Source organism: Lewinellaceae bacterium, from assembly GCA_020636105.1.
GTDB lineage: Bacteria > Bacteroidota > Bacteroidia > Chitinophagales > Saprospiraceae > BCD1.
Genome location: JACJYL010000002.1, coordinates 1,610,237 through 1,626,666, shown reverse-complemented (window position 1 = coordinate 1,626,666; position 16,430 = coordinate 1,610,237). Strand labels below are relative to the sequence as shown.

At 44.2% G+C, this 16,430-nt stretch carries 12 protein-coding genes; 6 read left to right on the top strand and 6 right to left on the bottom strand.

Annotation, left to right across the window (positions count from 1 at the left end; genetic code table 11):
• Positions 1 to 244 precede the first annotated feature (244 nt).
• Positions 245 to 1,249, top strand: coding sequence for a membrane protease subunit, stomatin/prohibitin (locus H6571_23545; protein MCB9326722.1), 1,005 nt, complete (start codon positions 245 to 247; stop codon positions 1,247 to 1,249).
• 158 nt (positions 1,250 to 1,407) lie between these two features.
• Complete coding sequence (locus H6571_23540) at positions 1,408 to 2,343, top strand: sugar kinase (GenBank protein MCB9326721.1); 936 nt, start codon at positions 1,408 to 1,410, stop codon at positions 2,341 to 2,343.
• A 9-nt stretch (positions 2,344 to 2,352) separates the two neighbouring features.
• Here the strand turns inward: H6571_23540 and H6571_23535 are convergent, their stop codons facing one another.
• A complete protein-coding gene (locus H6571_23535) occupies positions 2,353 to 4,104 on the bottom strand; it encodes a DUF3536 domain-containing protein (GenBank protein ID MCB9326720.1) in 1,752 nt (583 codons plus the stop codon).
• A gap of 77 nt (positions 4,105 to 4,181) precedes the next feature.
• Between H6571_23535 and H6571_23530 the strand changes: the two genes are divergently transcribed.
• Positions 4,182 to 4,700, top strand: a complete 519-nt coding sequence (locus H6571_23530; GenBank protein MCB9326719.1) for an N-acetyltransferase — start codon at positions 4,182 to 4,184, stop codon at positions 4,698 to 4,700.
• Here H6571_23530 and H6571_23525 read toward each other — a convergent pair.
• The 4 genes from H6571_23525 to gatA all read right to left on the bottom strand — a co-directional run bounded on the left by H6571_23525 (position 4,684) and on the right by gatA (position 11,693).
• On the bottom strand, positions 4,684 to 6,936 hold the full coding sequence (locus H6571_23525; GenBank protein ID MCB9326718.1) for a PKD domain-containing protein: 2,253 nt from the start codon (positions 6,934 to 6,936) through the stop codon (positions 4,684 to 4,686). The two genes, H6571_23530 and H6571_23525, sit on opposite strands and share 17 nt — an antisense overlap.
• Positions 6,937 to 7,062: 126 nt before the next feature.
• On the bottom strand, positions 7,063 to 7,602 hold the full coding sequence (locus H6571_23520) for a biotin transporter BioY (GenBank protein MCB9326717.1): 540 nt from the start codon (positions 7,600 to 7,602) through the stop codon (positions 7,063 to 7,065).
• A 68-nt stretch (positions 7,603 to 7,670) separates the two neighbouring features.
• Positions 7,671 to 9,923, bottom strand: a complete 2,253-nt coding sequence (locus tag H6571_23515; protein MCB9326716.1) for a gliding motility-associated C-terminal domain-containing protein — start codon at positions 9,921 to 9,923, stop codon at positions 7,671 to 7,673.
• 333 nt (positions 9,924 to 10,256) lie between these two features.
• Complete coding sequence (gene gatA / locus H6571_23510) at positions 10,257 to 11,693, bottom strand: Asp-tRNA(Asn)/Glu-tRNA(Gln) amidotransferase subunit GatA (GenBank protein MCB9326715.1); 1,437 nt, start codon at positions 11,691 to 11,693, stop codon at positions 10,257 to 10,259.
• A 521-nt stretch (positions 11,694 to 12,214) separates the two neighbouring features.
• Between gatA and folE the strand changes: the two genes are divergently transcribed.
• Genes folE through H6571_23495 form a run of 3 tightly spaced genes read left to right on the top strand, consistent with a single transcriptional unit; the run spans position 12,215 to position 14,105 of the window.
• Positions 12,215 to 12,904, top strand: coding sequence for a GTP cyclohydrolase I FolE (gene folE / locus H6571_23505; protein ID MCB9326714.1), 690 nt, complete (start codon positions 12,215 to 12,217; stop codon positions 12,902 to 12,904).
• 60 nt (positions 12,905 to 12,964) lie between these two features.
• Positions 12,965 to 13,495 (top strand): glutathione peroxidase, encoded by a 531-nt coding sequence (locus tag H6571_23500; GenBank protein MCB9326713.1) that lies wholly within the window; start codon positions 12,965 to 12,967, stop codon positions 13,493 to 13,495.
• Positions 13,496 to 13,499: 4 nt separating this feature from the next.
• A complete protein-coding gene (locus tag H6571_23495; protein ID MCB9326712.1) occupies positions 13,500 to 14,105 on the top strand; it encodes a heme-binding protein in 606 nt (201 codons plus the stop codon).
• A 123-nt stretch (positions 14,106 to 14,228) separates the two neighbouring features.
• On the opposite strand, the gene H6571_23490 is transcribed toward H6571_23495, so the two are convergent.
• A complete protein-coding gene (locus tag H6571_23490) occupies positions 14,229 to 16,427 on the bottom strand; it encodes a CotH kinase family protein (GenBank protein ID MCB9326711.1) in 2,199 nt (732 codons plus the stop codon).
• Positions 16,428 to 16,430 lie beyond the last annotated feature (3 nt).

Here is a 16,430-nt window from a genome sequence, read left to right as displayed (position 1 = left end):
TGCCACAGAAACGGGCTTCACCTTTTAGATTTGTTATATTTTTCATCGTATTTGGGTTTATTTAGTTTTGTTATTCACTCCTTCCAACACCATAATTCAAAAAAAAATTCCATCCTCCTTCCATCTTTTGTTCCATTCTTTTAAAAAAAAATTCCAGGGCTCTTGACTTTTAAATGGAAAGCCTTTATTTTTGACTTAGTTTAAAAATGAAACTAAGTATTTTTTCACTTCAAAAATCAACATTATGTTCGGTTTCAATTATATCAAATTTGACCCAATGGCACACGTTATACACTACCAGAACGGCGTCATAAAGAAACAGGGAAAAGGGTTGTCATTTTTTTATTTTGCGCCCAACAGTTCCATCGTGGCCATCCCCATTGGCAGTAATGACCTGCCTTTTATTTTCAGGGAAACCACATCAGATTACCAGGCCGTGACGATCCAGGGGCAAATTACTTTTAAGATAAGTGAGCCCGTGAAACTGGCAGAAGTACTTGACTTTACGGTCAATCAACAAGGCAAGTACAAAAAAGACGACATTGAAAAATTATCCCAACGCATCATCAACGAAGCCCAGACGGCCACCGCTTCCTTTATTCAGAGTATCGGGTTAAAAAATGCGATCAGTTCTTCCAAGGAAATTGAAAGCAGGATCAAAGAAGGGCTCAAAATTTCCGCCGCCCTGCAATTGATGGGCGTAGATATTCTTGCGGCAAACGTCCTGGCGGTGAAAGCGAATCCTGAAATGGAACGTGCCCTGGAGACCGAAACACGCGAGCGCCTTCAGCAGCAAGCAGATGAAGCGGTTTATGAGCGAAGAAACTTTGCTGTGGAGCAGGAAAGAAAGATCAAGGAAACCGAGTTGAGCACCGAAATTGCCGTGGAAGAAAAGAAGAAACAGATCTCCGAAAAGAAAATGGAAAGCCAGGTGATGCAGGCACAAAACACACGCACTTTAAGAGAGATGAATGTGGCAGCGGATATTTCCATAGAAAAGCAAAGAGAGGAACTCGTTGGCATAAAGGTGGAAAATGAAAGGAAGGAAGCCGAAATTAAAGGACTGGTGGCAGAAGCAAGCCTCAAGCCTTACAAAGAAATGGATTGGAAGACCGTTCAGGCGCTTGTGGGGAATGGAGATGCCAAACAAAATATCGCCCTGGCTTTCCGCTCCCTGGCAGAAAACGTCGGTAAAATCGGTAACCTCAACATTACACCAGATCTTTTGGAAAGTATCATGCAAAAGTAGTGCAAAGCTTTTTATACCCCGGAACATTAATTAGTGCAGAAACTTCTGCAACAGGAGCCTGCCGACGACAAAGGCAGGTTTCGATTGCCTGGATAATTAATGTTCGAAAGTATTGACGTTCTAAGTATTAAAAAACCATAAAAATAATAACAGGTTAAATGAAAGCACTGGAATACGCACTCATCATTCGGGATAAAACGAGATTGGAACGGTTGGTGGAGCGGTACAACACCAAAATGCAGGCTAAGTTTTATATTGAAAATGCCGGAGGGAACTTTGACCTTTTCCAAAAGGAGCACGATAATTTCTACAGGTGTCTTGAAAGTATTGAGCAGGAACTGTCGTTCGTGATAAAATACAAGATCGTGGCCCGGGAATTCCTGCCCTCTTTCATCTTTTCAGAAAACCATTTGATCATCGTGATCGGGCAGGACGGGTTGGTGGCCAACACTGCAAAATATGTTGGAAGCCAGCCCATCATTGCGGTCAATCCCGATCCGGAACAGTACAATGGTGTACTGCTACCTTTCCGCTCGAAAACCTTTAACCCGGGACTGGAACAAGTGCTGTCCGGGAAGGGAAATTTTAAATCCGTGACGATGGCCAAAGCATCGACCAGTGACGGGCAAAGCCTTATCGCTTTTAATGATCTTTTTATAGGAGCAGCCACTCACGTTTCAGCCCGGTACAAAGTGCATTATCAAAACAGGGAAGAAGCCCAGTCTTCCAGCGGAATCCTGATTTCCACAGGAGCGGGTTCTACGGGTTGGCTGAGTTCGGTTTACAATATGCAACATGCGATCAACGGGCTTACCGGTCAGCAACGGCAGCAACAGTCGGGCAGACATACCATTGAATGGAACGCAGAATATTTGTTGTACGTCGTTCGTGAACCTTACCTGAGCCATGCTACCGGCATTGACCTGGTTTCCGGCGTGGTGGACAATGCCCGCCCACTCACCATTGAATCCCTAATGCCGGAAAACGGTGTAATTTTTAGTGACGGCATCGAAAAAGATTTTCTACGTTTCAATGCCGGTACTTTTGTTAAAATCGGACTGGCCGACCAACAGGCAAAACTGATTGTTCCTTAATAAATAAGTTCAGTCGAAGCCAAGCGCTTCACCCAAATCTTCAAAAGCATCTTCCCATTCGTTACTGGGAAAGGTTAATTGGTTATTAACAAATTGTCTTTCCATGCGATGATAATGGTTCTGGCATTTATTGAGATGGTCTACCGTAATATGAGCCTCCCGGAGATTCACGAGCATTTGTGTAAGCTCCTGGATCGTTTTGAGATCCGTTTCTTCATTGATGTTTAAAAAGCCTTGGAAGAAAACTTTTCCCATGGCTTTAAGCCTTGCGGGGATTATATGTTCCTTATAAATGGTGGCGCCGTTCTCATAGACGTTCGAATGGGCAATTTCCAGTTTTCTCACAAACGTATCATGAAGATCAATTCCTGTAAGATCCTGGGCTATCTCCATGGCCCGCTTGGCGTATTTTAATACCTGCGTCGATTCAATACCTGAAATTTCATCAAAAAACCAGGCACAGCTGGTAAACATGAGTAAAGCATTGTGCTGCATTTCAAGCAACTGTAGGAGTGTGGGGTCGAGATAATAAGGATCGGACAGGTCATGTACTTCCGTGTTGATTTCATCAGGTGCAGACAACATTACTGGGGAAATGTTTCTGTTTTTCAATATCCAGTGGATGTAATTGTTTCTCATATCCCATGGAGATTTTGTCAGCTTTGAAGCTTCCCGCTCATAGATTACCGCCAGTTCGTCACGAAGCCAGTCGAGTATTTCTCTTAGGTTTTTTCTCCATTCCTGGGTCCAGCCATTATTCCCTCCCATATGGCAACCGCAATTGGATCGCCATCGTTCTACCCCATGATAACAACTCCATGAACTGTTTTCGTGGAGTTGCACTTCAAAAGTAGGTGGAAAATCTTCGAGGAAAGTCGCATAATTCGTCAAAGTGGCCAGTTCGTGCTTTTGAACGTGATGGAGCGCATGAGCCAGGGCCATTTCACCATGTCTGTGGTGATGGCCGTAAGATTCTCCGTCAGTGGCGATATGGATGAGTTCTACCACATCATCATTAAAATCCTTCGTTAACCTTTCGGCAAAAAATTTCCCGTAATTCAGGAGCCCTTCGAAGGCAACGGCCTGTGAAAGACCTCCGTCGTAAAAGAAGAGGTTTATGGTCTTACCTGAAGGTAATTTGCACAAATAGGGCCGGCGGGTATTGATCCCGGTACCAATAATTTCCTCCCAATCTTTTTTACCCAATTGACGAAAAGCTTTTGCCTGCCCCGGCGCAAGAATGGTAAATTGAATACCATGCTCTGCCAGGACTTCCAGGGTAGGGAGGTCTACTGCCGTTTCGGCCAGCCACATGCCTTCAGGCTTCCTCCCAAAGCGAAATTCAAAATCCCGGATACCCCAAATAACCTGGGTATGTTTGTCGCGTTCATTGGCCAGGGGCATGATAATGTGATTGTAAACCTGGGCCAGTGCATTGCCGTGCCCCAGTCTTTCCCGACTTCTCCGATCGGCATTGAGGATAGCCTCGTAAGTTTCCATGTCCATTTTTTCCATCCAGGAAAGCAGGGTAGGGCCGAAATTGAAACTTATGTATTCGTAATTATTCAAAAGATGTCGAATGCGCCCTTCGTCATTGAGGATACGGGCAAAGGCATTGGTATGGTAGCATTCTGCATTGATGCGCTGGTTCCAGTTGTCAAAAGGTGCTGCAGAAGGTTCTTTTTCTATCCTGTCCAACCACGGGTTTTCCCGGGGAGGCTGGTAAAAGTGGCCGTGTATACAGAGGTAATTTTTTGTCATTGTCTGGTATTTGATTGGCGAATATAGGAAATGTTGTGAAATTGTCTTTGTGTATTATATTTGAAATAAAAACAAAAATGATCCGAACGGTTGCTTTAAGTGATGCTCCAAAAATTGTGGACATTTACAATTACTATATTTTAAATTCCACGGCCACCTTTGAAATCGAGGCGCTTGATACGGTGGCTATGGAAGAAAGAATAAAGCTTCACAATAATATTTTGCCATGGTTAGTCTGTTTAGAAAAGAATGAATTGGTGGGGTATGCCTATGCGAAACCCTGGAAGGCAAGAGCTGCCTACAAGCATTCGGTTGAAGTATCAGTTTATATTCGAAACGGTTATCAAGGACAGGGCATTGGAAAGGCGCTTTATGAAAAACTTTTTGAAATTTTAAAAAAGGCAGGCATACATGCAATTATGGGAGGTATTGCTCTGCCGAATGAAGCCAGCATCATTTTACATGAGAAGTTTGGTTTTGAAAAGGTGGCCCATTTCAAAGCAGTTGGGTTTAAATTCGGTGGTTGGCGCGATGTGGGATATTGGCAACTCCTGCTCGATCAGGGTTTAGGGGAAGGGGTTATCGGATCAAAGTAGCAAAACCTTTATGCTCAACGCGATGCCCCCTGGGGTCGATATAACTTACTTTCACCACATACTCACCTTGTGGAGCCGGCCTCCCTGTATTGAATTTCAATCCGTTCCACCCTTGATCTGGATCCTGTGTTTCAAAGACCAGTTCTCCCCAGCGATTCCATATCGAAAAATTGAAATTTTTCACCCCTTCCAGGATTCCTACCCCTTTGTAGTTTTCGTTGACCGAATCATTGTTAGGCGTAAAAGCATTGGGTAAAAAATACCGCACTTCCGGACGAATATCCAAATATTGAATTAAAGTATCCTTACAGCCATCCAAGTGAGTAACGATTTGTGAAATGGCCAAAAAGCCAGTATCCCGGTAAGTATGCACTGGATTTGGGAGGGAGGAAGAAAACCCATCCCCGAAAGTCCAGTAAATGCTTGCGGCGTCAAGGGATTCATCCGTAAAAGTGACTTCAGGTTCCAGTATGCTGGTTTCTTGAGGTGTAAAGCTGAATCCGGCTAAAGGAGATGCTTCAATGTTGATCAGGTCGGAAAAAGTATTGCTAACCTCACACCCAACGGGGGAAGCAATAAAAACATCTACCGTAAATAAACCAGCATTTATATAGGTGTGAAGGGGACTCAAATCAGAGGAACTTTGGCCATCTCCAAAGTGCCACAGGATATCATAAGATGCATTGATGGGAGAAGACAAATTATCAAAGTAAATTTCCGCCGGCTCGCAACCGGAATAGGTGTCGGGAGCAATCAGGATTATTTCAGGAAGCGGATAGTAAGCCAGGTAATTTTTGGTAATAGATTCGCATTGGTTGGTGTCTCGGGCGGTTAGCCGGACCTCATAATCTCCCGGATCCAGGTATTCATGTTCCGGATTTTGGGAAATGGAATAACCTCCGTCCCCAAACTCCCAACTCCAGCTGGTCAGGCAGCAACTACCCGTGGTCGACAGATCGGTGAAAACAACAGGTCCTGCCACGCAGGTATCATAATCAAAGGAAAAATCAGCTTCCACTGTCGGAAAAATATTGACATGGATGATTGCTGTATCTCCACAGGCTGTATTGGGGTTGAGAATGAGCAGGCCATTATATTGCCCGGCTTCCTGGAAATCAATAGTGGGGCTCCATTCCGTAAAAGACGTTAAAGAACCGTCGATTTCAAAATCCCACTGCCAGTCGTCAATAAATTGCTGCTGGTAGCTTTGGTTGGGAATATTTACGGTGGTGTTGCCACAGGAATTGAGGACAAATTCCTGAGGAGTGATCTCCTCATCTTCTAAAACATCAGCCACAACAAGGGGGTCACAAGGGGTCACATTAAATTGAAAATCACGAAAAACTTTGCCCAGCAAAACGCCATTTCTGTATTCCTCAACACAAACGCCAACCACGAATTGACCTGTCAAATTGGGCGTTCCCGTTATTAATCCGGTCAAAGGGTCAATAGAAATGACCGGATTCCCTCCCATGGGTGTTAGGGTCGAATAGGAGGGAAGCGTAAAAGAAACACCGCCGTAAGGAGGTGGGCATCCTGGATTGGGAAATACCCCCTGGCAGGTTTCGACGAGGCTTCCGTCAAGTATATATCCTGCCCCTTCAAGCGGTGGGCAGAATTTGTAGAGCAAAAGATCTCCATCCGGATCGGTGGCTGAATGGTCGTATTCCAGCGGTTGGTCCGCACAGATGACTATGGGAGGAAAACTGTTGAAAACAGGACTGTTATTGCATACTGCCTGGGCTTCCGGGGTGATTTCAATGGTAAAAGTGGCGCCAGTCTCATTGGGTAACAAAATATTATTGATCGTCGCATTTCTGCAACATCTTTGATAAGTCAGGTGGTAACTTTCGGTACTCAATGGAAGATTGACCGTAAAGATATAAGTGGCCTGTTGAACGCAAACATCGGGTGGTATGAGACAAGGGTAATCAGGAATGTCTACCAGGGTGATAGAGTCCACTATAGGAAAAGCAGTGGCAAAAGTTGACGTCTGATCCAGGCTCGAACAATTGATATTCGTACCACATTTATAAATGCCAATGGGCAGCTCCGGATCAAAGAACGCACAACTTTGGCAATTGCAGTCGCGATATATCTTTGTCGTGATTTCATAATCATCATTTCCCAGGCATTTGTATGTCATTACGCCGCCGATGATGTGGTTGGCCGAAAGGGGGGAGAAATAAGAAATGGCAAGCCATAATATTATTGTTTTTGAAAATAGTCGGATCATTTCGGGTGTGGTTTTGGAAAGCGGGTGGTCAATTGATGGTTAAAATAAGGAATTTCAAAGGAAAAATGACAGGATTGTAGGACGAACTTTGAATTTTACAAGATTAAAGGCCAAAACAAAAGGTGATTATCCTTTGGAGGCTGATTCATGCTGTTTTGAGTGGAGGGCTGCAGAAAGGATTGCTCCTAAAATTATCTTGGCTAAAGCTCCCCAAAGAAATGGGTAAAAACCCCATTGGAGGGCCTGCAAAAGGTTGTAATCGTAAGTAAGTTTGCCTACACCGAAAAGTAAAATGATAAAGGTGCCAAGGCTCATGGCTGTTAGACTTTTCCAAAAGGTAAACTTCCAGCCCCTGTCTCCAAGCCATCCGGTGAAAAAAGCCGCTACGATGAACCCGATGATGAATCCTCCACTTCCCGAATAAAGCACTTTGATGCCGGCAGCCCCTTCAGCGAAAACGGGCCATCCCAATATTCCGATAATCACATATCCCAAAACGGATAATGTTCCCCATTTTCGACCCAATAAAATGGCGGTCACCAATACCGCGAAACTCTGCCCGCTAATGGGAATGCCACCGGGCAGATCTATATTGATCCGGGCGAAAAGGGCGATAAAAAGGATGCCAACAATGGCCCGGAAAATTCTTTTTAAGGTTGGATTCAATTGTGGTGGATTTCGGTCAATATAGGGTCTAACTTTAAAATTAGACCCTATATTGACCGCATTCAAAGTTACCTGATGAGGGTAGCGAACCCTTTATATTCAAAATGTTTTCCCCTCGGCCCGGTAAAACTGGCCAGGACGACATACACCCCGGAGGGAGAAGGCTTGCCATTATTGAATTTCGTTCCGTTCCAGCCTTCCAGCGGGTCATTGGTTTCAAAAACCAGTTCGCCCCATCTGTTCCACACGGAGAACTTGAAGTTCTTCGCTCCGTCCAGTATGCCTACCCCTTTGTAGTATTCATTGACCGAATCATTGTTAGGCGTGAAGGCATTGGGTAGAAAATACCTTACCTCCGGTTTAATGTCAAGGTATTGAACCAGGGTATCTTTACAACCGCTGATATGGGTAACGATTTGGGTGACGGCCACCGTTCCGGTATCACTATAAAGGTGAACGGGATTCCATATCGAAGAAAAATCTCCGTCGCCGAAGGTCCAGTAAATCCCTGCCGCTCCCATTGACTCGTCGGTAAAGGACACCTCCGGCTCCAGGATACTGATATCCTTGGGGAAAAAGCTGAATCCTGCTTCAGGGGAAGGCTCGATTTGGATAAGATTAGGAAAGATCTCGCTGATCTCACAGCCAATGGGGGAGGTAATGGAAACATCCACCGTGAAAATTCCGGGCATATTATAGGTATGCCAGGGGCTTATATCGTATCCTGATTCTCCGTCACCAAAGTTCCATACAATATCGTAGGTTGTATCAATGGGAAAAGAGAGGTTGTCAAAGAAAATATCTGCCGGTTCACATCCGAAAAATGAATTCGGGGCAATGACAATGAGCGCCGGTGCCGGAAAATAAGGGATGGATTTAATAATGACATCCTCGCATTGATTGGTATCCCTAACCGTCAACCGTACAGGAATATCTCCGGGCTCCATGTAAATGTGAGATGGGTTTTTGGTGAGGCTATAATCGCCGTCGCCAAACTCCCAGTTCCAGCCTGTCAGGCAGCAACTTCCCGTGGTTGACAGATCGGTGAAGTTGACAGGACCAGCCACACAGGTATCGTAGGCAAAAGTAAAATCCGCATCGATGGCCGGGAATATATTTACCTTGATCAGTGCTGTATCGCCACATTCTGTTCCAGGGTTGAGGATAAGCGTACCGTTATAAACGCCCACTCCCGGAAAATTGATGGTCGGGCTCCATTGGGATGAGCTTACAGAAGACCCTCCCACGTCAAAAGTCCATTCCCATTGATCTATGTATTGTTGCTGGTAACTTTGATTGACGAAATTAATCACGGTATTACCACAGGAGTTGATCAGGAATTCCTGCTGGGAAATGATCTCATCTTCCTGGATGTCGGCGACGACCAGTGGATCACAATTGGCTACGTTGAATTGGAAATCACGAAAAACGGTACTCAGGAGTACCCCGTTTCGGTATTCTTCCACGCAAACGCCCACTACGTACTGACCGATCAGTTCAGGCGTGCCGGTAATGATTCCCGTAAGGGGGTCAATGCTGACCACCGGGTTCCCCCCCATGGGTGCCAGGGGGGTAAAGGCAGGGGCATTAAAAAACACATCATCATAAGGCGGAGGACATGCCGGGTTCGGGGCGGCACCTGCGCAGGTTTCATAATTGCTGTTATCTAAAAGGTTACCACCACCTTTCAGTGGGGAGCAAAATTTATAAAGCAACAAATCTCCTTCAGGATCGGTAGCCGAGTGGTCGTATTCCAGTGGTTGCCCGGCACAAATAACGATTGGAGGAAAAGAATTGAAAACAGGACTGTTATTGCATGAAGACTGGGCTTCAGGAGTAATCTCAATGGTATAGGTGGCTCCTGTCTCATCAGGCGCTATGATGTTGTTAATGGTTTCATTGCGACAACAACGCTGATAGGAAATGTGGTAACTTTCGAGGCTTTGGGGCAGGTGAACGGTGAAAGTGTATACGCCTTCCTGCACACATACATTGGGGGGAATCAGGCACGGATAATCAGGCATTTCTACCTGGGAAACCGGCCCCAGTGGCACATAAATCGTAGCATAAGTAGAGTTTTGACCGAGTGAATTGCAATCAATATTTGTTCCGCACCGATAAATGCCAATAGCCGCCGGTGTGTCAAAATAAGCACAGTTCTGGCAGTTGCAGTCACGGTAAACTTTTAGGGTAAAACGGTAGTCATCATTGCCCAGACATTCATAAGTCATCACGCCTCCGATTATGTGGCGTGCCTGTAAAGGAGCTAAAAAGAGCAAACCGAAGGCAAAAATGAAAATTTTAATTATTGATCGGATCATTTCATCTGTAATTTTCGAATTACAAAAGACTAATTTAACGGTCCTTAGCGAAGGATATTCCCTTTAACAGGATGAATTAAGGACATTTCTGTGTAGCTTTTGCAAAAAATTTAGTTTTCAAGCATTTTAACCATCATCTTTAAGAAAACTTTCAAATTAAAGTCTGGTTGATGAATCGTTCCTAAAATAACGAAATTTGAACGACAAATGTGTTGATTTCGGGTTTATCTTTTTGATTTTGCGCCTAAGGCGACAATTTTTGAGACATTGTTGTTAAAGTGCCCCAACCCTCCCGACATGTGGTGCGATTTCTCCATCTTCAATTTTCCCCTTTCATATCTCGGGAAATAAATTCACCTGTTTGGCAAAAGCCAGTAATTTTTGTTCTTCAAATTTATTGGCCATGAACTGGACCCCCATGGCCATTCCATTAGTGTGTCGTCCGGCGGGGATGGCAATGGCAGGAATGCCTACCATGTTTGCCTGCACGGTGAAAATGTCGGCGAGGTAGGTTTCAACAGGGTCGTCAATTTTTTCACCGATTTTCCAGGCGGTGGAGGGAGCGGCCGGCATGAAAATAAAATCGTAGTCTTTTAAAATCTCCAGTGTTTTTTCCTGGATGAGGCGTCGTACCTTTTGGGCTTTGGTGTAGTAAGCATCGTAATAACCTGAGCTGAGAACAAAGGTACCCAGCATGATACGCCGCTTGACCTCTGTGCCGAATCCTTCGGTTCTCGATTGTTTGTAGGTTTCCGGAAGATCATGCGGATGTTCGCTGCGATGACCGAAACGGATACCGTCATAACGGGAGAGGTTCGAACTGGCTTCTGCGGTAGTGAGCACGTAATATGCAGGGATGATGTAGTCCAGGTATTCAAAATCCACGGCTTCCACGGTATGTCCTTTTTCCCGCAGTTGAAAAAACATTTTTGCTGAGGCTTTCCTCATTTCCGGGTCAAGGCTATTATGATCCAGTGCCGAATTGAAGTAGGCGATACGCGCTTCGCCTTTAAAATCGAGGTTCCTGAAATAATCAGGTACTGGTTTTTTGCTGGCAGTGCTGTCAAATTCGTCGGGACCCGACATGATCTCCAGTAGCCGTGCAGCATCATCCACACATTTTGTCAATACGCCGATCTGATCAAAGGAAGACCCATAAGCCAGCAGGCCGTAGCGGGAAATACGTCCGTAGGTAGGCTTCATACCGATGATGCCGCAAAAGGCAGCCGGTTGTCGCACGGAACCTCCTGTATCTGTTCCCAGAGAAGCCAGACAGGTGTCGGCCTGCACGGAAACCGCAGATCCACCCGAAGAGCCCCCGGGTACCCGGGCGGGGTTGTCTGCATTGAGGGTGGGTTTGTAACAGGAGTTTTCGGTCGAAGAGCCCATGCCAAATTCATCACAATTTACCCTGCCCAGGATAATGACATCTTCGGCCAGCAGTCGGTCTATAGCCGTAGCTGAAAACAGGGAAGTAAAACCAGATAGAATTTTTGACCCTGCGGTAACTTTGTGATCCTTGTGGCACAAATTATCTTTGATGGAAAGTACCATTCCGTAAAGGCTGCCCAAACTGTCCCGATCCTCTTTATATCGCTTATCCAGTTCTCTCGCTCTTTTTAAAGCTTCTTCGGCGTAAACTTCGATATAGATATTGAGGTAACTCGTAGCTTCGATCTGGGCAAGATAATACTTCACCACCTTTTCACAGGTAGAGAGTCCGAACTGAATTTCTGCCTGGACAGCTTCTAAAGAATGGTATTTCGACACGACTTTGGAATTTTTTGTGCCGTAAAGTTAAATTTTTTTCTGTTGCCGAAAAGTTATTCTTCCTCGCTGTCCTGATTTCCCGGTTTTTTCCCGAAGACATAAATGAGCAGCACGATAGGAAGACCGACCAATACCACAGTCATAGCAAGTAGCATCGCATTTGCCTGGAACCAATTTACTAAATACATAACGTTTGGGTTTTAATGATTAAAAATTTGGATGCATTTTACGAAGTCGCGAAAAACAAAAAAATGACTTCCGTCAATGCAAATGATGATTTGTATTTTTCTTCCTTATATAAATGACTGGTTTTGAGTATACGGTGTTTTTGTTTTACGATTTTTATCAAAATTTAAACAATTGTAAATGGTAGATTTATTGATTTGTTTCAATTTTTATTGAAAATTAATGCTCTATTATTTGCAATTGTCATTTATTTTTGTTTAACTTTATACTGTAAATAATAAACAAAAATATTTTTATTTCAATAAACAACTCAATTACACTAAAAAATACGAACCATGGCAGTCATTCATTTAAAAGATAGAAGTCCTCTTAAACAATTTACTTTTGAAGAAATTGGGGACGATCATCTGTTTACAGGATTAGAAACCCCCATGAGAAAAAATGCTTTTGATCTTTCCGATGAAGTAAAAAAAGAAAAAATTGCCGTTCTCTTTGCCGAGATTATGGAAGTAATGGGGCTTGACCTAAGCGATGATTCGCTGAAAGGTACCCCGGACAGGGTAGCAAAGATGTACATCGATGAAATTTTCTCAGGCCTGAATCCGGCGAACAAACCACGAGTGGCGTTGTTTGATAATAAGTATCAGTACAATCAAATGCTCGTAGAAAAGAATATTACTTTTTATTCCAATTGTGAACACCATTTTGTTCCGATCATAGGAAAGGCGCACGTAGCTTACATTTCATCGGGCAAGGTGATTGGTTTGTCTAAACTCAACAGGATTGTTCAATATTACGCCAAACGGCCACAAGTTCAGGAAAGACTGACCAACCAGATCGCCATGGAATTGAAAAATGCGTTGAATACAGAAGATATTGCAGTCATTATTGATGCAAAGCATCTATGTGTATCTTCGCGGGGTGTAAAAGATGATACCTCAACAACGATCACTACTTATTACGGCGGGGCATTTCAAAATCATGAAAAAATGGCTGAACTTCAGCATTATATTCAACACAATTAATTGCATACCATGTCAACCTGGAAATTAACCGGAATTATTTTATTAACATCAATGCTATTTATGAGCTTTTTTACCGGCTTTTTTGAAAGCAAAGCCAAAAACACAAACAAAAATCTTATGTCCGCTTCGATTTATGACATCCAGATCAATAGCTTAACGGGGGAACCTGTTAATTTATCTGATTATAAAGGCAAAAAAATCCTTTTCGTAAATGTAGCCTCCGAGTGTGGATTTACACCACAGTATGCGGACCTGGAGAAACTCTATGAAACATATCAGGATAAACTGATGATCATAGGGGTACCTTGTAATCAATTTGGTGGCCAGGAACCCGGAAGTGCGGATGAAATCCAGCATTTCTGTTCCGTAAACTACGGGGTTACTTTCCTGATCACCGAAAAGGTGGATGTCAAAGGGGAAAACCAGCATCCTTTGTATGCATGGCTGACCAGCAAGGAATTAAACGGGGTTAAAAACAGTACGGTGAAATGGAATTTCCAGAAGTATCTGATCGATGAAGAAGGAAATTTCATGGATTACTACTATAGCATAACGACCCCCATGAGCGACAAAATCACCAAGTTATTATAATTCAATGAAAATTATTCTGATCGTTTTGGTCTCTTTGGCAGGGATATTTATTCTGGCACAGATATTAAGTTCAAGAGCCACCAGTAACATAGAAATGTACCCATACAAGGTGGTCAAATCATTTGATGCCTTTGAGGTCCGGGCGTACGAGCCGGCCAATTTTACCTACGTGACCATGGACCAGGCTTCTTATGAAGAAACTTCCAGGAACGGGTTCAGAATGCTGGCGGGTTATATTTTTGGCAACAATGCCCAACAGCAAAAGATCGCCATGACTTCTCCGGTAGCGATGACCATGGAAGATTCAGTGACCATGATGTTTATGGTACCTGCAGCGTACAAGCTGGAAGATTTACCGAAGCCAAATGATTCCGGCGTTAAATTCAAACAGGAGCCTGAGAAATACGTTGCGGCCATCCGTTTTGGGGGATGGACCAATGACCGGAAAATTAAAAAGTATACTGAGCGGCTTAAATCGCTCTTGCAATCCAATGATATCCAATATTTAAGCCATTTTAGCTACCTCGGTTATAATCCGCCTTTTGCATTGATCGGAAGGCGTAATGAAATTATAGTAGAAATAGACATCAATAGTGTAAATCACCCGTAAATTGAACACCCGAACAATTAAGGGAAGGTCCGAATTTAAAATATTCGGCCTTCCTGCATTTTTTCCTGTCTAATGGCTATCAGCCAGGCCTTTACAACTGTATAATAAGAAAATTCTGTGATCTTAAGGAAGTACGACCATCCTGCCTTGTTGTACCACTTTTTGTTGTTGGATCACCTGAATGATATAAAGGCCTGAAGATAATGCGTCCGGCATATCCAAAATCAGGCTTTGCGGTAACGGGAGCATCCATGATTGCTCAAAAACCACCCGCCCGGTCAAATCTTTTACAAGCAGCGAGGTATTTCCATTCTCCTGGAATCCTGGATTTAATTCAAGGATGAACCTGCCCTGGTTGGGATTGGGGTAAATAAGAAGAGGGGAAGGTGCTTCAGAAGGGGAGAAGGTGTAGGTTGGTATAAGAGATTCACAATCGGCCTCAATGGCATTAATGGTGTTATCCATCCAGATCAAACGGTTTATGAGCCACCATTTTAGCCGGTCAATTTCTCCCACGTAAGTCTCCGGGTAAGGCCAGGCATTGGGCCAGACATAGGTGCCAAGAATAGGCCACCGGGTGAAATTGCGCTGGGCTGGCTGTTGCAGCACCAGGGACATGGAATCGATGAATTCAAGGAGGTTGTCTTCATCCAGGGTGGTTTCCCGAAGTTCGCTCCAGCGGCATGTTAATGTTTTTAGGAAAAGGCTGTCGGTCAGCATGTTCTTCCACCAGAACGGATTGCCGTTTCCACAATACTCCTCGTACATCCATCCCGTATAACTATCTCCGTTACAATAATCACCATTACCCAAAGAAATATTAAAATCCCATAAAGGGCCAGCGATGATTTTGCTGTTTTTGTCTTTGTAGAAATATGTGCTCAATCGGTATCCGTCCAGGTTCCTGGTCATTTCATTAACGATGAAATTATCGACAAAGGACTCCAGGTCGATATAGTGAGTATAATGGTAACCGTAATTATTGATAAAAGTGGGCGTGTGGGCAATGGCTCTTTCGAAGCTGTCCACATATGATTGGATGTATACTTCCTGCTCCTGTTGAATGCTGTCCGGATCAGGGTACCTGTATTGAAACCGGATGGGCATCCACGGGGCAGACACCACCCCGAAATTGGAAGACCATCCCGGGAGATCTCCTTTATCTATCCTGAAAAGATAACCACCGGTCAATTCTTCTCCTTCGATATCTGTGGCTTTGAGCTTGGCAATATCCACCCTGTTTTCATCCCGCTTTATTTTTTCCATGAGGACATAAACGCCCTCGTAGTTCCCATTGAGGAATACTTCACACATCCTTGTCCGACTGTTGTATCGGCCCATTTCCCGCCCGATCTTCATGATCAGGACATTTCGCAAAAGCGATTTGTCGGAATACGGCCCGTAAAGCACCCAGTCTTCTTCTTCCGGAAAATTGAGGAAAGAAGCGTCAACATCAGCCCCGGAAGCATCACTGGTTTCTACGGAATAGGACTTTTTTTCAAAAAAAAGGGAGGATTCTCCCCTTAATTCGATTTTAGCGTAGCCGTCATACTCGTTTTTTGGGTCGGAGAGATAATTGACGGCTCCGGGGCCATTGTAAATAATACCGAATTCACACAATACATCAGGATCATCGACAATCTGCTGCCCATTGGTCTCAATCACCACAATGGGTAATTCAGAGGAGGCCAAATCGACAGGAGCGGTAAACCAGTCCGGGGTTGAATAATAAGTAAATGAACCGTCGTTAATACCCACTGAAAAAAATGGACGTATGGTAAGGTCAGAGGAAGACAAATTTATGTTATGGACCTGGATCGCCAATACATTTTGCCCCGGGTAGAGATGGTCGAAAAGTAAGTTGTTCGGAATCATAAACCTATCGGGGACGCCTCCCTGGTATAATAACGCTTCATGCTGGGCTTCAGCTGTGGCGGAATAAGCAGGAGCGGTACCTTCCATATTTGCCCGGGCAATTTCCGTTCCGTTGAGATAAGCCACAAAACCATCATCATAATCTATGTCCAAAACGGCACTGACTATAGAGGAAATATCGGCAATGTAAAAAGTCCGGCGAATGAATAAGGAGGTTACGGGAGGGATAACCGTATTATCATCTCCATCGCCATAGCCGAATCCGCCAGGCCCCTGGTTCCAGGATGCCTCACTGAAACCTGTACTTTTCCAGTCTGAAGGCGGTGCGGAAAAGCCCGGGAAATAATGCCAGCTATCGTCTTCTCTCACGATAGATTCCCAATGATTGACCTGTGCGATCAAAAAAGTGCAGGCGAAAAGCATAATGAATACCAGCATTCCTTTCATAGG